Source organism: Nonomuraea sp. NPDC059023 (assembly GCF_042740095.1).
Taxonomy (GTDB): domain Bacteria; phylum Actinomycetota; class Actinomycetes; order Streptosporangiales; family Streptosporangiaceae; genus Nonomuraea.
Genome location: NZ_JBHYIO010000013.1, coordinates 1 through 23,926, shown reverse-complemented (window position 1 = coordinate 23,926; position 23,926 = coordinate 1). Strand labels below are relative to the sequence as shown.

30 protein-coding genes are annotated in these 23,926 nt (G+C 71.1%); 11 read left to right on the top strand and 19 right to left on the bottom strand.

What is annotated here, in order from left to right; genetic code table 11:
- The first annotated feature begins 66 nt into the window (after window positions 1–66).
- The gene (locus ACFWYW_RS22605; protein WP_379626384.1) at window positions 67–717 is read left to right on the top strand and encodes a TetR family transcriptional regulator; all 651 of its coding nucleotides are present in this window, start codon (window positions 67–69) and stop codon (window positions 715–717) included.
- A 107-nt stretch (window positions 718–824) separates the two neighbouring features.
- Entirely contained in the window at window positions 825–989 is a 165-nt protein-coding gene (locus ACFWYW_RS22600; RefSeq protein ID WP_379626386.1) for a DUF6204 family protein, read from the top strand.
- On the opposite strand, the gene ACFWYW_RS22595 is transcribed toward ACFWYW_RS22600, so the two are convergent.
- Entirely contained in the window at window positions 970–1,377 is a 408-nt protein-coding gene (locus ACFWYW_RS22595; RefSeq protein WP_379626388.1) for a hypothetical protein, read from the bottom strand. The two genes, ACFWYW_RS22600 and ACFWYW_RS22595, sit on opposite strands and share 20 nt — an antisense overlap.
- A gap of 129 nt (window positions 1,378–1,506) precedes the next feature.
- Between ACFWYW_RS22595 and ACFWYW_RS22590 the strand changes: the two genes are divergently transcribed.
- On the top strand, window positions 1,507–2,304 hold the full coding sequence (locus ACFWYW_RS22590; protein WP_379626390.1) for a helix-turn-helix domain-containing protein: 798 nt from the start codon (window positions 1,507–1,509) through the stop codon (window positions 2,302–2,304).
- 177 nt (window positions 2,305–2,481) lie between these two features.
- On the opposite strand, the gene ACFWYW_RS22585 is transcribed toward ACFWYW_RS22590, so the two are convergent.
- Window positions 2,482–3,528 carry a tyrosine-type recombinase/integrase gene (locus tag ACFWYW_RS22585; protein ID WP_379626392.1) on the bottom strand — a complete coding sequence of 349 codons (1,047 nt, stop codon included), beginning with the start codon at window positions 3,526–3,528 and terminating at the stop codon, window positions 2,482–2,484.
- 31 nt (window positions 3,529–3,559) lie between these two features.
- Here ACFWYW_RS22585 and ACFWYW_RS22580 point away from each other — a divergent pair, with 31 nt between their 5' ends.
- Complete coding sequence (locus ACFWYW_RS22580; protein ID WP_379641053.1) at window positions 3,560–4,792, top strand: macrolide family glycosyltransferase; 1,233 nt, start codon at window positions 3,560–3,562, stop codon at window positions 4,790–4,792.
- Between the two features lie 141 nt (window positions 4,793–4,933).
- On the opposite strand, the gene ACFWYW_RS22575 is transcribed toward ACFWYW_RS22580, so the two are convergent.
- On the bottom strand, window positions 4,934–5,290 hold the full coding sequence (locus tag ACFWYW_RS22575; protein WP_379626396.1) for a 5-carboxymethyl-2-hydroxymuconate Delta-isomerase: 357 nt from the start codon (window positions 5,288–5,290) through the stop codon (window positions 4,934–4,936).
- A 200-nt stretch (window positions 5,291–5,490) separates the two neighbouring features.
- Between ACFWYW_RS22575 and ACFWYW_RS22570 the strand changes: the two genes are divergently transcribed.
- Window positions 5,491–5,691, top strand: a complete 201-nt coding sequence (locus ACFWYW_RS22570; RefSeq protein ID WP_379626398.1) for a hypothetical protein — start codon at window positions 5,491–5,493, stop codon at window positions 5,689–5,691.
- 20 nt (window positions 5,692–5,711) lie between these two features.
- Here the strand turns inward: ACFWYW_RS22570 and ACFWYW_RS22565 are convergent, their stop codons facing one another.
- Both ACFWYW_RS22565 and ACFWYW_RS22560 read right to left on the bottom strand, forming a co-directional pair.
- Complete coding sequence (locus ACFWYW_RS22565; RefSeq protein ID WP_379626400.1) at window positions 5,712–7,241, bottom strand: helix-turn-helix domain-containing protein; 1,530 nt, start codon at window positions 7,239–7,241, stop codon at window positions 5,712–5,714.
- A gap of 16 nt (window positions 7,242–7,257) precedes the next feature.
- Window positions 7,258–8,982: an enoyl-CoA hydratase-related protein gene (locus ACFWYW_RS22560; protein ID WP_379626403.1), complete on the bottom strand. Its 1,725-nt coding sequence runs from the start codon at window positions 8,980–8,982 to the stop codon at window positions 7,258–7,260.
- A gap of 275 nt (window positions 8,983–9,257) precedes the next feature.
- On the opposite strand from ACFWYW_RS22560, the gene ACFWYW_RS22555 reads away from it, so the two are divergent.
- The gene (locus tag ACFWYW_RS22555; protein ID WP_379626405.1) at window positions 9,258–9,749 is read left to right on the top strand and encodes a hypothetical protein; all 492 of its coding nucleotides are present in this window, start codon (window positions 9,258–9,260) and stop codon (window positions 9,747–9,749) included.
- Between the two features lie 90 nt (window positions 9,750–9,839).
- Here ACFWYW_RS22555 and ACFWYW_RS22550 read toward each other — a convergent pair whose 3' ends face one another.
- The 5 genes from ACFWYW_RS22550 to ACFWYW_RS22530 form a co-directional block, all read right to left on the bottom strand.
- Window positions 9,840–10,079, bottom strand: coding sequence for a hypothetical protein (locus tag ACFWYW_RS22550; RefSeq protein WP_379626407.1), 240 nt, complete (start codon window positions 10,077–10,079; stop codon window positions 9,840–9,842).
- Between the two features lie 29 nt (window positions 10,080–10,108).
- A complete protein-coding gene (locus ACFWYW_RS22545; protein WP_379626409.1) occupies window positions 10,109–10,255 on the bottom strand; it encodes a hypothetical protein in 147 nt (48 codons plus the stop codon).
- 1,159 nt (window positions 10,256–11,414) lie between these two features.
- The gene (locus ACFWYW_RS22540) at window positions 11,415–11,768 is read right to left on the bottom strand and encodes a nuclear transport factor 2 family protein (protein WP_379626411.1); all 354 of its coding nucleotides are present in this window, start codon (window positions 11,766–11,768) and stop codon (window positions 11,415–11,417) included.
- A 29-nt stretch (window positions 11,769–11,797) separates the two neighbouring features.
- On the bottom strand, window positions 11,798–11,998 hold the full coding sequence (locus tag ACFWYW_RS22535; RefSeq protein ID WP_379626413.1) for a hypothetical protein: 201 nt from the start codon (window positions 11,996–11,998) through the stop codon (window positions 11,798–11,800).
- Between the two features lie 8 nt (window positions 11,999–12,006).
- The gene (locus ACFWYW_RS22530) at window positions 12,007–12,525 is read right to left on the bottom strand and encodes a YceI family protein (RefSeq protein ID WP_379626415.1); all 519 of its coding nucleotides are present in this window, start codon (window positions 12,523–12,525) and stop codon (window positions 12,007–12,009) included.
- Between the two features lie 115 nt (window positions 12,526–12,640).
- Between ACFWYW_RS22530 and sigJ the strand changes: the two genes are divergently transcribed.
- Window positions 12,641–13,555: an RNA polymerase sigma factor SigJ gene (gene sigJ / locus ACFWYW_RS22525; protein WP_379626417.1), complete on the top strand. Its 915-nt coding sequence runs from the start codon at window positions 12,641–12,643 to the stop codon at window positions 13,553–13,555.
- A gap of 148 nt (window positions 13,556–13,703) precedes the next feature.
- Here sigJ and ACFWYW_RS22520 read toward each other — a convergent pair whose 3' ends face one another.
- The gene (locus ACFWYW_RS22520) at window positions 13,704–14,984 is read right to left on the bottom strand and encodes a hypothetical protein (RefSeq protein WP_379626419.1); all 1,281 of its coding nucleotides are present in this window, start codon (window positions 14,982–14,984) and stop codon (window positions 13,704–13,706) included.
- Between the two features lie 33 nt (window positions 14,985–15,017).
- Window positions 15,018–15,347: a PadR family transcriptional regulator gene (locus ACFWYW_RS22515; protein WP_379626421.1), complete on the bottom strand. Its 330-nt coding sequence runs from the start codon at window positions 15,345–15,347 to the stop codon at window positions 15,018–15,020.
- A 90-nt stretch (window positions 15,348–15,437) separates the two neighbouring features.
- Between ACFWYW_RS22515 and ACFWYW_RS22510 the strand changes: the two genes are divergently transcribed.
- Complete coding sequence (locus tag ACFWYW_RS22510; RefSeq protein WP_379626423.1) at window positions 15,438–16,034, top strand: class I SAM-dependent methyltransferase; 597 nt, start codon at window positions 15,438–15,440, stop codon at window positions 16,032–16,034.
- Between the two features lie 15 nt (window positions 16,035–16,049).
- Here the strand turns inward: ACFWYW_RS22510 and ACFWYW_RS22505 are convergent, their stop codons facing one another.
- Genes ACFWYW_RS22505 through ACFWYW_RS22485 form a run of 5 tightly spaced genes read right to left on the bottom strand, consistent with a single transcriptional unit; the run spans window position 16,050 to window position 18,787 of the window.
- Window positions 16,050–16,352: a DUF952 domain-containing protein gene (locus tag ACFWYW_RS22505; protein WP_379626425.1), complete on the bottom strand. Its 303-nt coding sequence runs from the start codon at window positions 16,350–16,352 to the stop codon at window positions 16,050–16,052.
- On the bottom strand, window positions 16,349–17,359 hold the full coding sequence (locus ACFWYW_RS22500) for an aminotransferase class V-fold PLP-dependent enzyme (RefSeq protein WP_379626427.1): 1,011 nt from the start codon (window positions 17,357–17,359) through the stop codon (window positions 16,349–16,351). Before ACFWYW_RS22500 ends, ACFWYW_RS22505 begins: the two co-directional genes overlap by 4 nt.
- Window positions 17,356–17,913, bottom strand: coding sequence for a GNAT family N-acetyltransferase (locus tag ACFWYW_RS22495; RefSeq protein ID WP_379626429.1), 558 nt, complete (start codon window positions 17,911–17,913; stop codon window positions 17,356–17,358). Before ACFWYW_RS22495 ends, ACFWYW_RS22500 begins: the two co-directional genes overlap by 4 nt.
- A 20-nt stretch (window positions 17,914–17,933) precedes the next feature.
- Window positions 17,934–18,467, bottom strand: a complete 534-nt coding sequence (locus ACFWYW_RS22490; protein WP_379626431.1) for a TetR/AcrR family transcriptional regulator — start codon at window positions 18,465–18,467, stop codon at window positions 17,934–17,936.
- Window positions 18,464–18,787, bottom strand: a complete 324-nt coding sequence (locus ACFWYW_RS22485) for a DMT family transporter (protein WP_379626433.1) — start codon at window positions 18,785–18,787, stop codon at window positions 18,464–18,466. The genes ACFWYW_RS22490 and ACFWYW_RS22485 overlap by 4 nt, the downstream gene beginning before the upstream one ends.
- Before the next feature lie 97 nt (window positions 18,788–18,884).
- Here ACFWYW_RS22485 and ACFWYW_RS22480 point away from each other — a divergent pair, with 97 nt between their 5' ends.
- Window positions 18,885–19,841, top strand: coding sequence for a radical SAM protein (locus ACFWYW_RS22480; RefSeq protein WP_379626435.1), 957 nt, complete (start codon window positions 18,885–18,887; stop codon window positions 19,839–19,841).
- A 9-nt stretch (window positions 19,842–19,850) separates the two neighbouring features.
- Here ACFWYW_RS22480 and ACFWYW_RS22475 read toward each other — a convergent pair whose 3' ends face one another.
- Both ACFWYW_RS22475 and ACFWYW_RS22470 read right to left on the bottom strand, forming a co-directional pair.
- Complete coding sequence (locus ACFWYW_RS22475; protein ID WP_379626437.1) at window positions 19,851–21,317, bottom strand: AAA family ATPase; 1,467 nt, start codon at window positions 21,315–21,317, stop codon at window positions 19,851–19,853.
- A gap of 18 nt (window positions 21,318–21,335) precedes the next feature.
- Window positions 21,336–22,250, bottom strand: a complete 915-nt coding sequence (locus ACFWYW_RS22470) for a GNAT family N-acetyltransferase (protein ID WP_379626439.1) — start codon at window positions 22,248–22,250, stop codon at window positions 21,336–21,338.
- Between the two features lie 103 nt (window positions 22,251–22,353).
- Here ACFWYW_RS22470 and ACFWYW_RS22465 point away from each other — a divergent pair, with 103 nt between their 5' ends.
- Together ACFWYW_RS22465 and ACFWYW_RS22460 are read left to right on the top strand one after the other, a co-directional pair.
- Window positions 22,354–22,857: a hypothetical protein gene (locus ACFWYW_RS22465; protein WP_379626441.1), complete on the top strand. Its 504-nt coding sequence runs from the start codon at window positions 22,354–22,356 to the stop codon at window positions 22,855–22,857.
- Between the two features lie 33 nt (window positions 22,858–22,890).
- Window positions 22,891–23,796 carry a DUF4097 domain-containing protein gene (locus tag ACFWYW_RS22460; protein WP_379626443.1) on the top strand — a complete coding sequence of 302 codons (906 nt, stop codon included), beginning with the start codon at window positions 22,891–22,893 and terminating at the stop codon, window positions 23,794–23,796.
- Window positions 23,797–23,926: the final 130 nt, after the last annotated feature.

Genomic DNA, 23,926 nt, shown 5'->3' with positions numbered 1-23,926 from the left:
GTAGATACACCCCGGCGAAAATATTGGAGTGCATGGCAAAAAGAGAGTGTGGTTGGATTTCTGTCCGTGAGGGAAGGCCTGCGCGAACGCAAGAAGCGGCGCACCCGCCGCCACCTGTCGCAGGTGGCCATGGCGCTGTTCGTCGAGCGCGGCTTCGACGCGGTCACCGTCGCCGAGGTCGCCGCGGCCGCCGAGGTGGCGGTCAACACCGTCTACAACTACTTCCCGGCCAAGGAGGACCTCGTCCTGCCGCCGGAACAGGCCTCGCCGGGCCGGCTGGCCGCGATCGTGGCCGCCCGCCCGCCCGGGGTGAGCGCCGCCCGCGCCGTGCTCGACCATCTGCGTGATGAGGTACGGCGCCGCGACCGGAACCTGGGCCTGAGCGAGGGGTTCGCCCCGGTCTTCCTCATGATGCGCGCCGCCCCCACCCTCACCGCCCGCCTGGAGGAGCTGGGCCGCCAGATGAACGAACAACTGGCCGCCCGGCTGGCGGACGAACACCCCGGCGACCGGCCCGCCGCGCAGGTCGTCGCCTGGCAGCTCGGGGCGGTGCACGCGCTGGTCTACACCGAGATCGGCGCCCGCGTGGCCGTCGGCCAGCCGCCCGGCCAGATCGCCGACGCCGTGCTCGCCCTCCTGGACGCGGCCGAGTCCGCGCTCGGGCGGCCGCTGCTCGGCTACGCCGTACGAAAGGATGAACCCTCATGTTCCGCGTGACCGTGCGAGGCAGCTTCGGCCCCCTCGACGAGCAGGCCAAGGCGGCGGTCTAGGCCGCGGCCGGGCCCGCCTACACCCCGGCGGGAACCTTCACCCACGACGCCACCATGGCCGCCTTCACCTTCCGCTGCCAGGTGGACGCCGGACCCGCCGACGGCGAGGCCGAAGCCGGGCAGGCGGCCCTGGCGGCGCTGGCCGCGCACGGCCTGCCGCACCGGGTGCTGAACCTCGCCGTGACCGACCTGCGCCAGGTCAAGATCCGCCGCCGGTGAGCGGGCGGGCCCGGCGCAGCCCCGCGTACTCCAGCACCGCGTAAACGGCCACCACGACCGCGCCCACCAGCACGAACGCCACCCCCAGCGCGGTCAGCTCCAGCAGCGGCGAAACCACCAGGGCGAGCATCGCCACCGCCGAGACCGCGTTGCCGGCCACCGCCATCCCCGCCAGCCGGGCGGGGATGCGCGGATAGCCGGCGATCAGCCCGAGCGCGGCCGCCCCGCCCAGCATCGCCACCCCGAACGGCACCGCCCACGCCACCGGCAACCCCAGCGGCCCGCTGAGCGGCCCCGCCAGCGCCAGCACGACAAGCCCGAACACCGCCGTGCTCCACCCGTCGACCCGCAGCACGGTGCGCAGCAGATCCTGACCTCGCCCATCCATCACGCCGCTCCTCCGCATCCCGAGAGGCCCCGCACGCCGGGACCCCGCCGCCCCCGAGGCTGCCAGCCGGCACGTCATGACCTCAATAACCTCCCAGGTCATGTCCGGGCGCTGGCTATCCTCCCCAGCATGAACGACACGCACGCCGGAGCCCTGCTACGCCAGTGGCGGCGCCGGCGCAAGGTCAGCCAGCTGGAACTGTCGCTGCTGGCCGAAACCTCCGCCCGCCACCTGTCCTACGTCGAGACCGGCCGCTCCCGCCCCAGCCGCGCCATGGTCCTGCGCCTGGCCGAAGCGCTGGAGGTGCCGCTGCGCGAACGCAACACGCTGCTGCTGGCCGCCGGATACGCGCCCGCCTACCGCGAGAGCCGCCTGGACGAGGAGGGCATGGCCGCCATCAGCGCCGCGCTGCAGACGATGCTGAGCGCGCACGAGCCGTACCCGGCGGTGGTCGTCGACCGGCTGTGGAACGTCGTGGCCGGCAACACCGCCATGGCGGTGCTCATGGACGGCCTCGACCCCGCCCTGGCGGCCGGGACGCCGAACGTGTTCCGGCTGACCCTGCACCCGCGCGGCCTGGCCGGGCGCCTGGTCAACTACGGGCAGGTGCGGGCGTTGTTCCTGCGGCGGCTACGCCGTCAGGCCGACACCGGCGACGCCGCGCTGCGGGAGCTGTATGAGGAGGTCAGCCGCTACCCGCCCCCCGAAGGCCACCACGACGACGCCGCCGCCGAGGAGTTGCCGGCCGGGCCCATCCAGGTGCCGCTGCGGGTACGCACGCCGCTGGGGGAGTTGTCGATGTTCAGCACCATGGCCACCTTCGGCTCACCGGCGGACGTGACGCTGTCGGAGCTGGCGATCGAGCTGTTCTACCCCCTCGACGACGCCACCGCCGCCGCCCTGCGCCACCTGGCCGCCCCATCCTGAGACACGGCCTTCCGGTCAGGACCACCGGCTCCCGGCCGACGGCCATGAGGCTTCGCCGACGGCCTGCCACCCCGTCCGGGCGCCCGGCGGGCCGCCAAGCGATCGACACCCCTGCGCGCCGGGGGAGCAGCGCGATGACCTGGGGCCGCGGGCCGAAACCGGCCCACCTCACCCCTTTTAGCCCGCGGACTTGGGGGAGCGCAGCAGCGGATGGGCCCTCATGGCCACCTCCAGCTCACCCGGCAGCTCATCGCGGTAACGACCCAGCGTCGACAGGTCACTGTGACCCAGCACCCGCCGCACCGCGTCCATGTCGACCGCGTCAGCCAGCAGATGCGTGGCCGTCGTGTGCCGCAGCCCATGCGGCGTCACCGACCGGCGCCGCTCCGGATCCACCCGCGCCTGCACCCGGTCGATCACCGCCTGCACGTCACCGCGCGCCAGCCGCCGCCCCCGCCACGACAACAGCAACGCCTTCTCCTCCGGCGGCCCCGCCCCCCGCTCACCCAGCAGGTACGCCTCCAGCGCCGCCGCCACACCCTCCGGCAACGGCACATCCCGCGTACGCCCGCCCTTGCCGAAGATCCGCCAGTAGCGCACCCCGTCATTGGTGTAGAAATCCTCCACATTGGCGCGCACCAGCTCCGACACCCGCGGCCCCACCGCCGCCAGCAACAACACGATCAGCCCATCGCGCAGCGGCATCCGCTGATCGCGGCGCCCCTCACCCTCCTGCCCGCCCAGCTCCCGCGCCGCCCCGATCAGCCCCTGCGCCTGCTCCCGCGTCAGCGCCCGCCGCTCGGCCCGCAGCCCGCCCCGCTCCCGCGCGCTGACCGTCACCGCCGCCATCGGATTGATCTGCACCCACCCGGCCAGCGTCGCATGCTTGAACAACGCCGAGATCGACCGGCGAAAGCGCGCCTGCGACGAGGCGCTCTGCAACGACGTGCCCGGCGCCGCCCGCACCGCCTGCCCGCCCTGCGGTGAGCGCCGCCCGTCCGGCTTGCGCGCGAACGCCAGCAGTACCGCGTCGACGTCCTCGCCGCTCAGATCGTCGAGCACCGCGCCGTCCCCCGCCAGCGCCACCAGTGTCGCCACGTCGCGCGCGTAGACCTCCGCCGTGGCCGGCGACAGCGCCCCCGTCACCGTCTTGGCCCGCACCAGCTCCACATAGCGGTCCACCGCCTCCGCCACCGTCAACCGGTTGAGCTCCGCCGGCCGCACCCGCCCACCTCCACCTCTGGACCACGCCACCATGGAAAGATCCACAGCCGACGGTAGCGACCGGCACCGACAAAATCGATCAGCTCTCAACCCACGGGGGAACACCACCTTGCCGCACATCGCCATGGTCAGCATCCCGGCACCCGGCCACGTCAACCCGAGCCTGGAGGTCATCCGCGAACTCGCCGCCCGCGGCCACCACGTCACCTACGCCAACGCCCCCTCCTACCGCGACATCGTCCAAGCCGCCGGCGCCACCCACGTCCCCTACACCTCGCTGCTGCCCCAAGGCACCGCCTGGCCCGACGACACCATCGCCCAGCTCGACCTGTTCCTGCGCGACAACATCTCCATGACCCCGCAGCTACGCGCCGCCTACACCGGCCGCCGCCCCGACCTGTTCCTCTACGACATCGGCGCCGCCCCCGCCCGCGTCCTGGCCGAACAGTGGAACATCCCCGCCATCCAGCTCTCACCCACCTACGTCGCCTGGGACGGCTACGAAACCGACATGGCCCCCATGATCGAACAGCTGTACGCCACCCCCGAAGGCGCCGACTACCACCGCCGCGCCGAACAATGGCTGCGCGAGGAGGGCATCATCACCCCGCACGCCGACTTCGTCGGCCGCCCGCCCCGCTGCCTCGTCCTCATCCCGCGCGCCCTGCAACCCCACGCCGAGCGCGTCGACCCCGGCGTCTACACCTTCATCGGCCCCTGCCTGGGCGAACGCGGCACCTGGAGCCCGCCCCCCGGCGCCGGCAAGATCCTGCTCATCTCCCTCGGCTCCGCCTTCACCGACCAGCCCGCCTTCTACCGCACCTGCCTGCGCGCCTTCGGCGACCTGCCCGGCTGGCACGTCATCATGCAGATCGGCCGCCGCCTGCAGGCCGCCGACCTCGGCCCCGTCCCCGCCAACGTCGAGATCCACCCCTGGGTCGAACAACTGGCCATCTTGCGCCACGCCGCCGCCTTCCTCACCCACGCCGGCATGGGCGGCGCCGCCGAAGGCCTGGCCTGCGGCGTCCCCATGATCGCCGTCCCGCAGGGCGTCGACCAGTTCGCCAACGCCGACCACCTCGTCGCGCTCGGCGTGGCCCGCCGCATCGACACCGGCGCCGCCACCCCCGACCTCCTGCGCGGCGCGCTGCACGAGCTCACCACCGACCCGCAGGTCGCCGCCCGCCTGGCCGCCGTCCGCCACGAACTCACCGTCGAGGGCGGCGCCCGCCACGCCGCCGACCTCATCGAAGCCGCCCTCTGACGCCGCGGCGGGGCCGCTGACGCCGCGGCGGGGCCGTACCCCATCCAGAGGTACGGCCCCGCCCACACCACCAGACCCGCCCCCCGAGGCTAGGCCCGCGAACCGAGGCGAGCCACAGCGCGACCACCACCGAGGAAAGGCCTACTCCAGGACCACCTTCCGGTAGACCTCCAGCTCCCGCACCTCCACCGTCAGCTGCACCCGCACCCCCGCCACCGGCCGCACACACCGGCTCAGCACCTCCACCGCCACCTGACCCAGCCGCCGCCGCACCTCCTCCGCCCGCCCCGGCAAGATCGCCACCTGGGCGTGCACCATCGCCTCCCGCGCGTCCCCGTCGGCGATGACCCCGTCGTCGATCCGGTAGAAACGCGACTTGAACGCCTCCACCCGCCCCCCGACGACCGCCGCGCCCTCCTCGTGCAACGCCAGCGCGAAAGCGCGCCGGTCGAACGCCTCCCGCAACACGGCCGAATACTCCACGGTGACCTGCGGCACCCCGCTCACTCCCTTTCGCCCGGATACGCCCGCAGGCTAACCCAGGCGCCTGCCGCCTCAGGACCCAGACGGGGGAGCCGCGTTCTCCAGGTCGTCGAGGCTGGCGGACATGACCGTGCGCAGATGCCCGGTCAGATGCGGCAACGGCCAATCCCACCAGGCCAGCGCAACAAGCCGGTCACGGCTGCGACGGGCTCACCATGGACGCCGTCGCCGCCCGCGCCGGCGTGCACCGCGCGACCGCCTACCGGCGCCGGGGCGAGATCGGCGAACTGCGGGCACCGGCGCCCGGCCGCTGCTCATCGCCGCCACCGCCCCGCTGTACCACCACCTGGTGCTCCTGCGGACCCCGCCCGACCCGCACCTGCCCGGCTGCCAGGACCGCCGCCCCCGCGGGCTGACGGCGCGCGCGGCCGTACCCTCAGATATCGCGGAACGTCTCGATCTGCGCGCCCACCGCGTTCAGCCGCTCCGCCAGCTCCTCATACCCCCGGTTGATCACGTACACGTTCCGCAGCACCGACGTGCCCTCGGCCGCCAGCATCGCCAGCAGCACCACCACCGCGGGACGCAGCGCCGGCGGGCACATCATCTCCGACCCCCGCCACCGCGTCGGCCCCTCCACCAGCACCCGATGCGGATCCAGCAACTTCACCGACGCCCCCAGCCGCGTCAGCTCCGTCAGATAGATCGCCCGATTGTCATACACCCAGTCATGAATGAGCGTCGACCCCTGCGCCACCGCCGCAATAGCCGCAAAAAACGGCACATTGTCGATGTTCAGCCCCGGAAACGGCATCGGATGAATCTTGTCGATGGGGGAGACCAGCTTCGACGGCCGCACCGTCAAATCCACCAGCCGCGTACGCCCGTTCGCCGCCGCATACTCCCCGCCCCGATCATGATCGAGACCCATCTCCTCCAGCACCGCCAGCTCGATCTCCAAAAACTCCACCGGAACCCGCCGAATCGTCAGCTCCGACGACGTCACCACCGCCGCCGCCAGCAAACTCATCGCCTCCACCGGATCCTCACTGGGGGAGTAGTCCACATCCCGATCGATGACCGGCACCCCATGCACCGTCAACGTCGTCGTCCCCACACCCTCGACCTTCACCCCCAGCTCCTCCAAGAAGAAGCACAGGTCCTGCACCATGTAATTCGACGACGCGTTACGGATCACCGTCACCCCGTCATGCCGCGCCGCCGCCATCAGCGCGTTCTCCGTCACCGTGTCCCCACGCTCGGTCAGCACGATCGCCCGCTTCGGCGACACCCCACCATCCACCTGCGCGTGATAAACCCCGCCCGTCGCCGTGATGTCCAACCCGAAATGCCGCAACGCCGACATATGCGGCTGCACCGTCCGCGTCCCCAGATCACACCCACCCGCATACGGAATCTGGAACCGCTCCGTCCGATGCATCAACGGCCCCAAAAACATGATCACACTCCGGGTACGGCGCGCCGCCTCCGTATCCATCGCCTCCAGCTCCAACCGGCCAGGCGGCACGATCTCCAGATCACTACCCTCATTGATCCACCGCGCCCGCACCCCGATCGACGCCAGCACCTCCAAAATCCGGTAGACCTCCTCGATCCGCGCCACCTTCCGCAAAATCGTCCGCCCCGCGTTCAGCAACGACGCACACAACAACGCCACACACGCGTTCTTCGACGTCTTCACATCGATGCTGCCCGACAACCGCCGCCCGCCGACCACCCGCAAATGCATCGGCCCCGCATACCCCAGCGACACGATCTCACTGTCCAGCGCCTCACCAATCCGAGCGATCATCTCAAGACTGATGTTCTGATTACCCCGCTCAATCCGGTTCACCGCACTCTGACTCGTCGCCAACGCATCCGCCAACTGCAGCTGCGTCCAACCACGATGCTGACGCGCATCCCGAATCAACCGCCCGATCCGCGCAAGATAGTCATCCGCCATAGCGCCACAACCTATCTCACATATGAGATGCCGCCGCCCCCCACCCATCCCGATGCACCGCCAAATACCCCGGCGTCACCTCCGCCCGCACCTTCCGCACAAAAGCCGACCGCGCCGCCCGAAACCCCCGCCGGTCATCGAACATGTCCCGGCTCATCTCCGCCAGCTCCTCCACCCGATACGCATCCAACGGCTTACGCCGCTCATCCTCGGCCCGAGCCGCCACCTTCGCCGCCACCAACGCCTCCCACTCCACCCCCGACGCCAGCCGCTCCGCGAACTCCAGCACCGACCGCTCGAACTCCAGCCGCCCCCCGCCCAGCACATGATCAGCCAGCCCCAGCTCCACCGCCTCAGCCGCCCCCACCGGCAACGCCCCCTCCGTCAACCGCTCCGCCGCGACCGCACCCACCCGCCGCGCCAGCACATACGTCCAAAACTCACTGCCGAACAACCCCATCGTCCGATAATGCGGATTCAGCACCACCCCCTCCCGCACCAGCACCCGATCCGCACCCAGCGCCATCATCACCCCACCCGCGCCCGCACTACCCCCCACCGACGCCACCACCACCTGACCACGACACTCGATGATCTCCCGGCACACCGCGTTGATCGCATTGATGTTCATCCACGCCTCCAGCTCCGGATGCGCCGCCGCCTCGATCACATTCAGATGAATGCCATTCGAAAACGTCTCCCCACCCCGCACCACCAGCACCCGCGTGTCCTGCTCACCCGCATACCGCAACGCCGCCGCCAGCCTCCGGCACTGATCAGTCGACATCGCCCCGTTGTAGAAGTCGAAACTCACCACCCCCACACCCGCACTGCGCTCATACGTGATCTCCGTATAACCCGCACGCTCCTCCAGATGACCCACCCGATCACCCAAAACCATCACCGCCGGCAACTTCACCCCATCCCCGCGATCCAGCCGCAGATGACCCACCCACACCGTCCCATCACCCGTATGCACCAGCACCGCCCCCTCACGCCGCGCCGCCACCACACCCGGCCGCCCCACCAGCGCCGGACCCCGATACACGTCGAACACCCGCACCGCCAGCCCGCACAACTCCGCCCGGCCACCCGGCGCCCCATCGGCCGCCCGCACCCGCCGCACGATCGCCTCCGTCGGCTCCGACCACGACACCACCCGATCCGCATGCCGCATCGCCGGACGCAACCGCCCCACCACCTCAGGCCGCCCATAATCCAGCGGCACCGGCACGAACCCCGCGTCACCCGCCTTCTGCGCCACCTCCAGCACCAACTCCACCGCCGCATCCGCCACCGGCCCGTTATACAAAGCCGACTTACGCGGCGCCTCCACCGGCAGCGGGAACATCCGATACCCCCAGATCGGCCCCGCGTCCATCTCCTCCACCGCCTGCAACGCCGTCACCCCCCACTCCGGCTCCGCGTCCGCGATCGCCCAATCCAGCGACGACGGCCCCCGGTCCCCGGGCGGACCCGGATGAATGATCACCACCCGGTGCCGCTGCCACAACAGCCCCGGCACCTTCTCCTTCAAAAACGGACAAATAATCAAATCCGGCTTCGCCAGCTCCGCCGCCTCGAGCATCACCTGCTCCGACAGCGCCAACTCCACGCTCACGTCATGACCGGCACGCCGCAACTCCAGCCACGCACGCTGGGTCAGGCCATTGAAAGACGAGCAAAGCAGCAGGATGCGCAACGGAAACAGCCTCCGGACGATCGCGATGAAGGACGACACCCCGCCAGCAACGGGGGAGAGGACGGGCGGGGGACACCCCTCAGATGGCCGCACCCGGGCGGCAGACCTCAGTGGTTTCGGCAGCCCCAAATGACCCGTACATGCCACAAGATGTTGACACGAACCGGCACTCCCCGCTGACAATTCACGCAAAATCACCAACTATCTGGTACGGCGCAGCCAGGGGAGTGGCCCCACCCTGCGGAAAAGCACATCAAAAGCCCCCTCCGACACGATGGGCCCCAGATCTGACCCCCACACGGAAGGTCGATGTCATGCGTCTACGCGTTCCGCTCCTGCTCGCGGCCGTCGCCGCCACAGGCCTGCTCACCGCCCAGCCGGCCACCGCCAATGCCACCGCCAATGCCACCGCCGCTGCCACCGCGGCGGCGACGGTGCCGTACGCGGCCGACTCCGGCGACTCGTGCAAGCGCGGTTCCACCGAGGGAAGCCTGGAATGGGTGACCGGCCCCGTCATCAGGCCCACGGTCAAGGTGGCCGGAACCCTGTCCGACGAGCGCGAGTTCTCCATCTGCGCGCCCGACGGCATGTACAGCCGGGCCAGCTTCAGCGCCTACCACGGATCGGACAAGGTGGCCAGCGGGCAGGTCAAGGCCGACAACGCCACCGTCCCGGTCGCGCTGACGCTGTCCGACGCCTCGGGCGTGCGCTCGATCGACCGCGTCGTGGTGCAGGTGTGCCGCTACAGCAACAGCCCGGTCGGCATCAGCTATTGCGGGCCGGCGCAGGAGTACAAGGCCCCGTGACGGCCGCTTTCCAAGCACATTAGCTATACCGGACAGAATTCACCTTCTGTCCGGTATAGCGTATTTTGTGGTGATTTGGCGGCGGGTGGTTCAGAGGCGGCGGACGAAGCGTGCGGCGGCGCGATGGCTCATGCCGGTCTCGCCACGGACCAGGAAGACCGCCTCCTGCAACTGCCCGAGCGCCTTCATCTCCAGCGCCTGGTCGACCAGGTCGGCACTGGGGGCGGGGCGGTTGCGGGGGCGGCGGGTGAGCCGGGCGGCCAGCACGATGAGCCAGATGGCACCGGCCGTCACGACGCCGGTGAGCGCGATGAGGGCCGTTGTCGACATGGCCTGCGTGCTGCCCGCGCCGGACGAGATCATGCACGAACGCCCGCCGAACTTGCCCTGGGCGCGTTCTGGGCGTGGCGCGGGTTCGTGGTGGGTGCGGTGTGTTGCGGCAGGATGGCTTGTGTGGCGTTTTCCCGGGCCGGGGCGATCATCAGCGTTTGCTCGATAATGTACATTATGTCAAGTTAACGTGATCTTGACCCTCCTCCCAGCGCGCCCTCCTTGCCCGCGCCCTCCTTGCCCGCGCCCTCGTGTCGGCGCGCCCCGCCGCTCCTCAAGGAGCCCGAGCGGTCTAGCCAGCGGTTCGAGCCGGTAGTTCTGGCGTCCGGGTGCCCCGGCCTGTGTGGTCGGTACGGCGTGTGGGTGGTCGTGACTCATGGTGTCGGTCGCCTCGGGTGCGTGCCGGCGGCCGATCGTGAACGACGGGGTAATGCGGTGTGGCAGGAGAGTTAGGCCCCGCTCCCCCGCGGGTGGCCGGTGGCGGTCGGCTGTCATCTCATTTCTTTGCGTGCCTGCCATATTCCTGTGTGAATTTCCGGAAAGTGATTGCCCGTGAAGCGTTAAAGCGGTTGACCGCAATCCGGATAATCGCGCCATGGCCTGGGTGGCCTGGGGATTCATGCGTTCAACTGTCGAAATTTGCACCATCTCAAGTGTTGGTCGGGAATTGACAGGGGCGGGCTTGTGGCATGATGATCCATCGGTGGGCAAGGCCGTAAAAGATGGCCTTGTTCGGACATTCACGGAAATGTCCTTTGTGTGCTCCGGGCCCGGTGGGGGCGCTGGGGGGTGGTCCCCCGGACTCGGCTGCCGCATGCCCGCGCCGCTCCGGTGCGCGGGCATGCGGCCTCACTCCCTGTGCCCGGTGGGTGGCTTCTCCCCCACTGGCGGGCCTGCTGGACCCGTCTGTGCGGTTGTCGCAGGCGCGGCCGCTGTGGTCGGGTGCCTGCTCGGGTGCGGTTTTTCGCTTCTGCTGGGGTGCTGGCTCCGGTGGCGGGGGTTGACGAGGAATCTTGACGAGTCGTTGAAATGCCGCCTTGGATGGTTTTGGTGCGCTTACCCTGGATATCTGGTACGCGTCCGGAAGGGGACCCGCATGGGGAACGAAGTGTTGTGCCAGGTGTGTCAGGGGGTGCTGCCGGCGTCGGGTCGTGAGTCGTATACGGCGGCGCGTGGGCGGTTGATCGTGTCGAACGGGTATTGCCAGGGTGGGTGCGCGGAGCGTGCCGAGCCGGCGGTGCGGGCGGTTCGGGTGGGTTCGGCGCCGGGTGCGCCGGTGCCTGTGGCTCCTGCTCCGGCTCCGGTGGGTGCTCCCCCGGTGGCGCGGGTGCGGGGTTAGGCCTCGTGCCAGTAGTCCCTGGTTTCTAGGGCGCGGCCGTCGCTGTCGAAGGTGATGAAGACGCAGCCGGCCAGGGTGTGGTCGCCGTCGGTGACGCGGTATTCGATGGCGGCGTGGTTGCCGTCCACCATGGGTGGGTTGAAGTGTGCGCGGGGTGCGTGTTCTTCGGCGAAGGATCGGTGGATGTATTCGGCGATCTCTGCTTTTCCGCGGTGGGGTGGGCGGAAGGGCATGGGGGTGTGGACGGCGTCGTCGGCGTAGAGGGTGAGGATGGCGTCGGCGTCGTGGTGGGTCCAGCCGTGTTGCCAGGTGTCGGCGAAGTGCTGGGCGTGGGCGCGGGTGTCGGGCATGGGGTGATCGTAGGGGCGTCGTGTGGGTGTCAGGGGCGGATGGCCAGGACGCATACGGCGGGCGGGGTGAGGTCGAGGGTTTCGACGCGTGGGTGGGTGTATCCGGCTTCGGTGAGGTGCCGGGTGATGTCGCGGGCGGCTTGGGCCGAGGTGTCGGGGGTGGCTCCGGGGGTGCGGGGGTGGTGGCGGCGCGGCTGGCGGGTGAGCCGTTGGAGCGGGTGCGCGCGCACTGATGGGGTCAGGGAGTGCGGGTGGCGATGGCGTCGAGTTCGAGGGTCACGTGGGGGCTGACCATGAGGGTGGTGGCGGCGTTCCAGTTGACGTGCCAGTCGTGGCGGTTGACGGTGAGGGCGGTTTTGAGGCGGGGGCCGTCGTCGGTGAGGCGGTAGTGGAGGTCCAGGGTGATGGGCCGGGTGGTGCCGCGGATGGTGAGGTCGGCGGTGAGGGCGAAGCTGGTGGGGGTGCGCTGCCGTACGCCGGTGGTGGTCAGGGTGATGGTGGGGTGGTCGGCCAGGCCGAGGAAGTGGGTGCGCAGGTGCTGGTCGCGTTGGGGGTTGTGGGTGTTGAGGCTGTGGGTGTGGATGGTGAGGTCGATGGTGGTGTTGGCGGGGGTTTCGCCGTCGAGGTAGGCGTGGGCGTCGAATGAGGTGAAGTGTCCGTGGACGCGGGTGGCCATGGTGTGGCGGGCGGTGAAGCCGATGCGGGTGCGGGTGGGGTCGAGGGTGTAGGCGCCGGTGAGGGTGCTGAGTGTGGTCATGGTCGTTCGACGAGGTGGGCGGGCGGTTTGTGAGGTGCCGGTGTGACCTCACATTTGGTGGTGGTGTTTCGTCGTAGGGGTGACGGCACGGCCATCTGAGGAAGTCGGGGATCCTATGAGCAGCTCTATCGATCCGAGCCTGAGCGCGATCATGAGTGAGCGGCGGCAGTTGATCAATTTGGCGTATCGGCTGCTGGGGTCGCTTGCTGATGCCGAGGATGTGGTGCAGGAGACGTATGTGCGCTGGTATGCGATGTCGCGGGAGCGGCAGGAGGCGATCGAGTCTCCGGGGGCGTGGCTGACGAAGGTGGCCAGCCGTATCTGCCTGGATGTGCTGGGTTCCGCGCGGGTGCGGCGGGAGAGCTATGTGGGTGAGTGGCTTCCGGAGCCGTTGCCGGATCGTCCGGATTGGGCGGCGGGGCGGCTGGGTGGCGCGGTGGTTGATCCGGCGGATCGGGTGACGCTGGATGAGTCGCTGAACATGGCGTTTCTCGTGGTGCTGGAGTCGATGACGCCGGCGGAGCGGGTGGCGTTCATCTTGCACGATGTGTTCCGGTATTCGTTTGCCGAGGTGGGTGAGATTGTCGGGCGGAGTCCGGCGGCGTGCCGTCAGCTGGCTTCTTCGGCGCGGCGGCGGGTGCGGGAGGCGCGGGTGCCGCGTGCGGCGGTGGGGCGGCAGGCGGATGTGGTGCGGGAGTTCAAGCGGGCGTGGGAGGCGCAGGACATCGAGGCGTTGCTCGGGTTGCTGGCGCCGGATGCGATGGCGGTGGGTGATGGTGGCGGTGTGGTGAGTGCGGCGTTGCGTCCGGTGGAGGGTGCGGCGGCGATCGCGGGCTACATCGTGGAGATCGCGCGGCTGGTTCCGGGGATGTCGGTGGTGGAGCGGACGGTCAATGGGCAGCCTGGTCTGGTGGCGGTGCAGGACGGGGTGACGGTGGTGGTGATGGCGTTCGAGGTCGCCGGTGATCGGATTCAGCGGATCTGGGGTGTGCGTAATCCGCACAAGTTGCGTTCGTGGAGTACGGACTGACCTGTCCCCCGATGTTGTGATGATGGGAGCGGGCGGGAAGGTGGGCGCTTGCGTGGTGCGTGAGCTGGTGGAGGGGCTGGCGGCGTTCACGTGTGCGCATCGGGCCGCTGTTTTCGGGGGCTGATCGGGGGTTTCGGCGGGGCGGGGGTCAGGGGGTGGTGCGGGCGGTGGTGCCGGGGGTGTGGGGGCGGGCCAGGGCGGTGCCGAGGGCGGCGCCGCCGATGGTGGCGGCTGTCCAGAAGGCGATCATGCCGATGAGGAATTCGGGGCGTACCACGTCGAGGACGGCCGCTTGCCAGGTGGGGGGTAGGGCGTCGCCGGTGGTCAGGTATCCGGCTCGCCGGTCGGCCCAGTGGAGGGCTTCGGGGATGCCGACGGCGAGGACCGCGATCAGGGCGGCGAGGGTGGCGGGGGCTGTGGCGCGCAGGCCGGTGGCGAAGGATCGGCTCCGGCGTGCGGTGGTGAGGGCGACGGCGAGGAGCAGGAGGGCGGGTGCGGTCATCCAGAAGTCGAGGATGCCGCCGCGGTCGTGTGCCAGGGACCATCGTGAGGCGGCGAATGATCCGCTCGCGGTGAGGAGGGCCACTGCGGTGGCGGGTATCCAGGCGCGGTGGGGTGCTGCGGTGCGCAGGATGGTCCATATTCCGCCGAGGGCGAAGCGGCGGCGCTGGGCGGGTGGGTCGATGGTGGCGAGTTCGGCGCGGAGGGCGGCGCCCCAGGGGGTGCGGTTGGGTGGCAGGTCGGTGGTGGCCAGGTCGAGCAGGAGGTGCCAGAGGTCGCCGGTCGGGTGCCGGCGGCTGGTGGCGCGGGTGGCGAGTGCGGCTCCCAGGATGGGCCAGGGCAGGGCCCAGAGCAGGGCGGCGAGGAAGGCGTCGAAGGGCAGGAGCAGGTCGCCGTCGCCGAGGTGGGCGGGTGTGGGGAAGGTGCCGGGTTCGGTCAGGTGGGCGGCGCGCAGGGGTAGGTGGGCGGCGGCCGTACCGGCGGCGACGGCCGTGAGGGTGAGCAGGCCGGCGATGGTTCCGGCGCCGAAGCCGCGGGCGCGGCCGACTGCGGCGGCGGTCAGGCCGGCGAGGACGGCGCATGCGATGGCGGCGAGCAGGGCGAGCATGAGGGTGGTGAGGACCACGTCGAAGCCCCAGGCCGGGCCGTGGGTGAGTGCGGCGAGGTAGGTGTGCTCCAGGCCGGCGGTGAGGGTGGCGGCGGTGAGGGCGATGGCTGCCAGGGCGGGCCAGATGGGGCGTGTGGTGCCGGCTCGCCAGGCGGCGCGGGCGGGGTGCGCGCCGGTGTCTGCTTGGCGTCGGGCCTCGCGCAGGCGGGCCTCGCGCAGGCGGGCGTCGCGCAGGCGGGCGTCGCGCAGGCGGGTCGTGAGCACGACGAGGGCCAGCAGGGGCGCGGGTGCGAGGACGGCCAGGAGGAGTGCGGGGAGCATTGGGGTCCCTCCGAACGGCGGGGCGGGCCGGGGTCAGGTGGTCCCGGGCGCGAGCCGGGTGGCGCTGGGTGCGGTGGTGCCGTCGCGGGTGGGCGCCGGTGTGGTGAGGGTGCGGGCGAGTTCGGCGCCGGCGGTGGTGAGCCGGTACAGGTGGCGGGCGGGGCGTCCGCGGGGCGGTTCGTTTTCCCAGGCGGTCTCGACGAGTTCGCGTTCGGCCAGGCGGATGAGGATGGGGTAGACGGTGCCTGCCTTCAGGTCGAGGGTGCGGCACAGGTCGTAGCCGTGGCTCCAGTCGCTGCCTTTGCCGGCGAGGGCGGTGAGGACGGCGGCGGTCTGGCGTGAGGGGCGTCGTGCGGGTGCCATGACCCCAATATCTATCTAGATAGAGTTACGGCGCAAGGCGTTGTTGCGGAATGCCGGAGATCGTCGCCGTTCGTCCGGCAGGATGATCGCATGACGGCGACGAATGGCAGGCGGTGGAACCACAACATCCATTTCCATCCCCGTGTCCTGGGCGCGCTCCCCCGTGATGCCCGGCGTGCTCTCGACGTGGGCTGCGGCGAGGGCATGCTCGCCCGCGAGTTGCGGCGCCGCGTGCCGCAGGTGACCGGGATCGACCTGGACGCGCCCAGCATCGATCTGGCCCGCCGGCAGCCCGGGGAGATCGACTACATCGTCGGCGACTTCCTCACGCATCCGTTCGAGCCGGCTTCCTTCGACGTGATCGCCTCGGTCGCCACCCTGCATCACATGGACGCCGCCGCGGGGCTGGCCCGGATGCGTGAGCTGCTGCGTCCCGGCGGCGTGGTGGCCGTCGTCGGCCTGGCCCGTACTACGATGCCCGGGGATCTGCCGCGTACCCTCGCCGGCATGGCGGTGGGTATGGCGCATCGTGCGGTGAAGGGTCACTGGGTGCATCCCTCGCCCATGGTGTGGCCGCCGCCGGTGACCTATCCGCAGATGCGGGAGCTCGCGGCGGAGATCTTGCCCGGCTCGCGTTTCCGCCGTCATCTGCTGCTGCGCTACACCATCATCTGGCGCAAGCCCTAGTCGGTTCCGGGTCTCTTACGCCGGCCGTACCGGAGAGTAGGGGTGGGTGGCGGTGACGCTGGCGGTGGGCAGGGGGCCGTACAGGTGGGGGAAGCCGTCTTCTTCGCGCACGTCCAGGCCGGTGGGGTCGATGTGCAGGACCAGCAGCGGTTCGGTGACGGCGGCGTAGAAGGTGTTGGCGACCTGGTCGAGCTGGGTGTGGTCGTGGCTGCAGTGGATGAAGCCGACTTCCTGCAGGGTTTTGCCGAGGGTGGAGACCTGGTAGCCGGCGGGTCCGGTGGCGTGCCAGTCGGCGGCCAGGGCCAGGTGCAGGATCATGACAGGGCCTCCAGGGCGCGTTCGGCGTCGGCGAGGGTGTTGTAGGCGTGGAAGGACAGGCGGGCGTTGCCGGCGCGGGTGGCGGCGGTGATGCCGGCGGCGGCCAGGCGGGCGGGGTCGGCCGGCAGGGACAGGATGGGGCTGTCGCCGGGGGGCCGGCCGAGTCCGGTGCGGACGTGGTTGGCCAGGGCGAGGTTGTGCGCGCCGACGGCCTGTACGCCGAGGGTGGTGAGCAGTTCGAGGGCGGGGGCGGCGCCGACGTAGCAGAACCAGGCCGGTGACAGGTCGAAGGCGCGGGCGTCGCCGGCCACGCGCAGGGGCATGCCGTAGAAGGCGGTGGCGGGGTCGGGGGCGCTGTACCAGTTGGCGGCCAGGGGGCGCATGCGTGCGCGCAGGCGGGGTGACAGGTAGCCGAAGGCGGCGCCGCGGGGGGCCATGAGCCATTTGTAGGCGGCGCAGACCAGGGCGTCGATGCCGTCGAGGGTGATCGGCAGCCATCCGCAGGCCTGGCTGGCGTCGGTGATGACGAGGGTGTCGTGCTCGCGGGCGGCCGCGATGATGTCGGCCAGGGGGGCGCGCTGGCCGGTGGCCGACTGGACGAGGCTGAAGGCGACGGCGGTGGTGGCGGGGGTGATGTGTTCGGCCAGGCGGTCGGCGGGTGCGGTCTGTACGTCGGCGGCGACGGCCCAGGGGAAGACGTTGCTGGTGAACTCGATGTCGGGGACCAGGACGCGGGCGCGTTCGGGCAGGGCGGTGGCGATGGTGGAGGTGATCTGGGAGGCGGTGGAGCTGATGGTGATGTCGGCTGGGGGTGCGCCGATGAGGTGGGCGAAGGCGGTGCGGGCGCGGCCGACGCTGTCGTCCCAGGGTTTCCAGTCGCTGCTGCCGTGGCGCCATTGGTCCAGGACGGTCTGCAGTTCGGTGTAGGCCTGGCGGGGTGGCAGGCCGTAGCTGGCGGTGTTGAGCCAGCCGGGGCGGGCGTCCCACAGGGTGTGCCAGGTGGTCATGGGTTCTGCCATTCGCGGGCGAGCATGGCGTAGACGGCTTCGGAGGCCCATTGTCCCTTGACGTACTCGTTGTCGATGAGGTGGGCCTCGTGGCGCATGCCGAGTTTTTCCAGGACGCGGGCGGAGGCGCGGTTGCGGGCGTCGAGGCGGCCGACGATGCGGTGCAGGCCGAGGTAGTCGAAGCCGAGGCCGAGCAGGGGGCGGGTGGCTTCGGCGGCGTAGCCGCGGCCGTGGAAGCGGGGGTGCAGGACGTAGCCGATCTCGCCTTGGCGGTGTTGTTTGCTGGTCCAGATCAGGACGCAGTTGCCGACGAGTTCGCCGGTCTCGGTGAGGGTGATGGCCAGGTCGATGGCTTCGCCTTCGTCGAGCAGGGCGGTGCGGGCGATCTTCTTGTCGAGGAAGGCGCGGGTGGTGTCGAGGTCGCGGGGTTCCCAGTAGAGGTAGCGGGCGACCTCGGGCAGGGATTCGTAGGCGTGCAGGTCGTGGAGGTCGCCGGGGGTGAATCCGCGCAGGGTGAGGCGTTCGGTGGTGATCGGGTAGGTGGGTTTGAGCACGGACGCAGTGTAGGCATCGGTCATTCGGGACGCGAGGCGTTTTCCAGTGCGAGGGCCAGCAGGGTGCGCAGGTCGTCGAGGGGGCGTTGTTCGACGACGTGTTCCAGCCACAGGGCGCAGACGGTGGCGTAGAGCAGGCGGGCGCGGGGGTGGGCGGGGGGCAGGCCGAGGTGGTCGGCGGTGACGGCGAGGCAGCCGTCGCTCCAGCGGCGGGCGATCGTTTGCAGGGCGGGGTCGCGGCCGGCGTGGACGTACAGTTCCCACAGGCCGAGCTGGTGGGGGCGGTCGGCGTTGGCCAGGTCGTCGGCCAGGCCGGGCAGGCCGTGGGCGCGCAGGTGGCCGAGTTCGCGTTCGACCAGGTGGGTGAAGGCTTCGGCGAGCAGGTCGTCGCGGGAGGCGAAGTAGTAGGTGGTGGCCGCCAGGGGCAGGGCGGCGCGGTGGGCGACGGCGCGGTGGGTCAGGGCGGCGAAGCCGTTCTCGGTGAGCAGGTCGACGGCGGCGTTGAGCAGGGCGGTGCGGCGCTGGGTGGCGCGGGCCTGGGGTTTTTTGGTCAATGCGTTCCCGCGAGGTTGAGGACGACGACGCCGGCGATGATGAGCACGATACCGCCGATCTTGAGCGGGGACAGGCTCTCGCCCATGAACGCGAAGCCGATGAGGGCGATGGCGGCGGTGCCGGCGCCGGACCAGATGGCGTAGGCGGTGCCCATCTCCAGTTGGAGTTGCAGGGCCTTGCCGAGCAGGGCGAAGGAGGTGGCGTAGCCGGCGATGACGAGGATGCTCCAGCCGAGGTGGGTGAAGCCGTTGGCGAGTTTGAGTGCGGAGGTCGCGGCGATCTCGCTGGCGATGGCGAGGGCGAGCAGGAGCCAGGCCATGGGGGTGGAGCCCTTCCAAAAAGTGGTACGTCTGTGCCAGTTTAGATGGGGCGGATGCGCTTGCCAACACAGTCGAATACGTGTTCCACTTGGGCTCGTGGAGTGGGACGCGCTTTCGCTACTCGAGGCCGGCGAGCACAAGCCGCTGATCGAACGGCGTGCGGTGCTGCGCGGCGGCTTCTACGAGACCCAGGCCCGCACCATGATCGAGCGGGTGCCGCCGGCCGCGGGCATCGCCCAGCAGTGGGGCATCTCCCCCTATCGTGGCTGCGCCCATGCCTGCCGCGGCTGCGGCGCCCGCGCCGGGCATCGCAAGCTCGGGATGGACGCCGGGCGCGACTTCGACACCCGGATCGTGGTCAAGGCCAACGCGGTGGCGCGGCTGCGGGCGGAGCTGGAGCGTTTCGACGGCGCGCCGGTCGCGGTGGGGCTGAGCGGCGACTGCTACCAGGAGGCCGAGCGCACCTACCGGCTGATGCCGGGCGTGGTGGCGGCGCTGCGGGATGCGGGCGTGCCGTTCACCGTCTACACCAAGAGCTCGCTGGTGCTGCGCGACGCCGAGATGCTGGCGGCGGCCGGCGCGCGGGTGGCGGTCTCGATCGCGTTCGTCGACGAGCGCATCCGGCGGGCGGTCGAGCCGGGCGCGCCCGGGGCGCAGGCCCGCCTGGAGCTGGTGGCGGCGCTGGTGGAGGCCGGGGTGGCGTGCCGGGTGCTGATGGCGCCGGTGCTGCCGCTGCTGAGCGACGCCGCCGACCAGCTGGGCGCCACCGTGCGCAGGATCGCGGCCAGTGGCGCGGGCGGGGTGGAGGCGATCGTGCTGCGCCTGCCTCCGGCCACCCGCGCCTGGTACATGACCTGGTTGCGGCGGGCCCATCCCGCTCTGGCCGAGCGCTACGAGGAGCTCTACGATCCGGCCGGGTTGCCGGCGCCGGGCTACGAGCAGCGCATCCTCGGCCAGATCGAGCAGTTGTGCCGGGCCTACCACCTGGACTTCGGCGCCCCCGCTCCCCCGGCCCCGCTCACGCCCAAGGCGGCGCAGCTGGCGCTGGTGTAGCCGTCGGGGTCAGGGGCCGTGCAGGTGCACGCCGGGCCCGAACATCGGGGCCGGGGTGTCGAACAGGTCGGCCTCCTCGCCCTCGTGCACGCGTTCGCCGGAGCCGAGCAGCGCCCGGGTGAGCGTCTGGCGCTCATCCAGCATCTCCTCCAGCGCCCGGCCGAGGTGCTCGCCGGTGAGCGTGGTGACGGCCTCGGCCTGCGGTAGCGCGATCAGGACGGCCCGGCGCAGCAGTTCCTTGAAGAACGAGGCGGTCGCGCCGTCGGTGCGCTCCACGATCGGCTCCAGGTCGGCCTCCAGGCGCAGGTCGCGCGCGTACAGGCGCAGCAGTTCCCGCCGGCCGGCGGCGTCCGGCTTGGGGATGCGCACCGCCAGGTCCACGCGGCCGGGACGGTCGGCCAGCGCGCGCTCCAGCACGTCGGCGCGGTTGGTGGTGAGCACGAAGGTGACGTCGGCGTCGGCGCCCACGCCGTCCATGGCGTCCAGCAGCGCGAACAGCAGCGGGTTGCCGTCCTCGGTGTAGGAGCGGTCGCGGGCCACCAGGTCGACGTCCTCCAGGATGACGATCGCCGGCTGCAGCCGCCTGGCCAGGCCCGCCGCCTGGGTGACGAACCTGATCGCCGAGCCGGTCATCACGATGACGGTGCACTGGCGCATGCGGCCCATCAGGTAGCGGGCGGTGTGGGTCTTGCCGGTGCCGGGCGGGCCGTGCAGCAGCAGGCCGCGTTTGAGGTGCTGGCCGTGCTCGCGCAGCCGTACGGCGTGCTCGCCGATCCCGATGATGTGGCGTTCGATGCTGTGCAGTACGCCCTCGGGCAGGACGACCTGCTCGGCGCTCACCTGGGGGCGGGGCAGGAAGGTGACCAGGTCGTTGCCGCGGTGCTCGCTCCATTCGAACGACAGGATCTGGCCGCGGTAGATGTCGTGGGCGCGCATGTGCGCTTCGATCGCCTCGCGGGTGCGGGTGGCGATGGTGCGGTCGGTGGCCAGGACGACGACGTTGCTCTTGGGCGGGCCGTGCTGCTGCGGGCCGCGCAGCCCGATGACGACCGGCCGGCCGTCGGGTGAGCGGGCCAGGATCAGGCCGAGCGCGATGACTTCGACGCTCTCGTCGGGGCCGATGGGCGCGGTGGTGTAGTCGACGGCGCCGGGTTCGAAGCGTTCGTAGCCGCGGGCGGCGCTGGCGAGCATGTTGACGAAGTCCTCGTGCTCGCGGCCCTGGCCGGCGATGCCGAACCACTGGGCTTGCGGGGCGTGTTCGGCCAGGTAGGCGTCGATGCCGCGCTGGAGGTTGACGTGCTCCCAGGCGGGGAAGGAGGCGATCACGTTGGCGATGTGCCGCAGCGGGCTGCCCAGGTGGCCGGTGACGCGGGCGACCAGTTCGGGGGTGGGCTTGGACTGGTTGATCTCGTGGTGGGCGTCCCGGAGAAGCTCTTCGAGGGCTCGGGCCAGCTTCGTGGCGTCGCTGAGATCCATGGCCTCCACAGTGGCAGGTCAGCTGGAGAGATTCAGCCGGATTTCGGTGACCTGGTAGCCGGCCCGCCGGAAGGCGGCGGCCATGGGGGCGTTGGCCAGGTCGGTGGTGGCGGTGATGCGCGGGGCGCCGTTGCCGGCGTGCAGGCGGGTGATCTCGCCGAGGATCTCATCGACGTAGCCGCGCCCGCGCAGCTGCGGCACCACGCCGAGATAACCCACATTGACGTGGTACGGCGTGGCCGACGGGATCGCCATGCCCGCCACCTGCCCGTCGGGGGTGCGGGCCAGGCGCCACCAGTGCCGCTGCCCCGGCGCGTTCAGGTAGAAGTCCATCTCCTCGCGGGCGCCGGCGCGGGCGCCCTTGGCCGCGACGCTCGCGCGGGTCTGCGCGTCCAGGCTGCCCTCGGCGATGCGCTCGAACACGGCCAGGAACTCCTCGTCGGCGGCCTCGGTGAAGCGCAGCGCGCCGGTGGCGGCGGGCACGCCGGCCTCGGGGGTCCAGGCGAACTGCAGCCGTTCCACCTCGCGCCTCAGCCCGGCGGCGTGCGCGGCGGCGCGCCGCCAGCCCACGGCGGCCGCGGTGGCGGGCTCCTCGCGCCAGCCGCCGACGGCCTTGATGGTGTACGTCACCGGGCCCGGGATGGACGCCAGCGCGGCGCCGATCAGCCGGGCGGCGATCGCCGTGCGCTCGGGTGCCGCGGGGTCGACGTCCAGGCAGTCGAGCGCGACCGGGTGCGGGGCGGCGGCCGGTCCCCACCACAGCGCGCGGCCCACCATGCGGCCGGCGGTGTCCTCGGCGATCCACGTCCATTCCGGGCGGTACATGCCCTCGGCCAGGTCGGCCCGGTAGCGCTCGGCGTCGATCCAGCCGACGGGCTCGCGCACGGTCCAGGCGGTGACGCGTGCGAGGTCGGCGGCGCTGGTGGGGTTCATGGTGCTCATGGGATGAAAAGCAATCACGTGGGCAGGTTAACGCCCTTTTGTCCTGATGCCATTCTGGCTTGTGCTGGCGTCGAATTGGCGCCATAGTGGCGTCATGGATCTCACGTCGTACGCCGACCGGCTCCGCCGGGAGCTGGCCGTCGCCGCACAGGGCGGCGGCGAGGAGGCGGTCGCGCTGGCCGAGCGGCTCGCCGCGCCCCTGGAGTCCTCGGTGCGGCTGATCTTGCTGGAGGCGCTGTCGGAGGCCGCCGACGAGATCACCCGCGAGCTGGCGCCCGGCTCGGTGGAGGTGCGCCTGCGCCGCGGCGACCCCGCCTTCGTCCTGACCCGCTCCCCCGCCGAGCACGACTTCGACCGGCCCCCCGGGGAAGAGGCGGAACCGCCCGTCGCGGCGGGCAAGGACGGCGGCACCGCGCGCATCAACTTCCGCCTGCCCGAGCAGCTCAAAGGCCAGATCGAGGAGGCCGCGCGCCAGGAGGGCCTGTCGGTCAACACCTGGCTCGTGCGCGCCGTCGCCGCCACGTTCGAGCCGGCCGCCCGCCGCGGCCCGCGCCGCCCCGCCGCCGGCGGGCGCCGCTACAGCGGCTGGGTCGGCTGAGCGGTCCACACCAGCATCTTCAGGAGGTTTGCCATGCCGACGTTCGACACGCCCGAGCCGATCACGGTCAGGATCGACCTGCCCGGCGGCGACGTCAAGATCATCGCCAGTGACCGCACCGACACCGTACTCGACGTGCGGCCGGGCGACGGCGAGCAGGAGGGCGAGGTCCAGGCCGTCTACGACGGCGCCACCCTGGTGGTCTCCGCCGCGCCGCACGACCCGGGCCTGTCCGGCGTGGCACGGCAGGCGGCCGCCACCGTCGGCAGCCGGCCCGGCTGGAGCCTGTCCCGGCTGGTACGCATGCTGGGCGAATGGGGGCAGCCCTCACCCAGCGTGACGATCGAGGTGCCGACCGGCTCACACGTGCAGGGTGAGGCGATGGCCGGGGAGTTCCACTGCACCGGGCGGCTGGGCGAGGTCCGGCTGCGTACCGACTACGGCGACATCCGCCTCGACCAGGCCGGCGCGGTCCGCCTGACCACCGACAGCGGCGAGATCTCCGTCGACCGCGCCCACGGCCGCGCCGAGATCACCACCGGCTCCGGCGAGGTCAGGATCCACGAGATCGACGGCAGCGCCGTCATCAGCAACGACGACGGCGAGTGCGCCATCGGCGAGGTCACCGGCGACCTGCGGCTGACCGGCGTGCACGGCGACATGCGAGTCGAGCGCGCCGGCGGCGACGTCGAGGCCAAGACGGTGTACGGCAGCGTGCGCATCGGGCAGGTGCGGCGCGGCACCGTGGTGCTGACGAGCACCGGCGGCGACCTGGAGGTCGGCATCCGCCAGGGCACGGCGGCGCTGCTGGATGTGAGCACGGCGGAGGGGCGGCTGGTCAACACCCTGGAGGCCCGCGAGGGGCCGGAGGGGTTCGAGGAGACGGTCGAGATCCGCGCCCGCAGCCACGAGGGCGACATCACGATCCGCCGCGCCTGACCTCCTCTCTTCGCCGCGGACCCCGTTTCGTGTCGCGGCGCGACACGGCCGGGGCAGACCGCGCGGTGACGCACCCCCCAACGTGGAGATACACCGCATGGGGGGCTGCACCCCCCGCGCGGAGATGTAT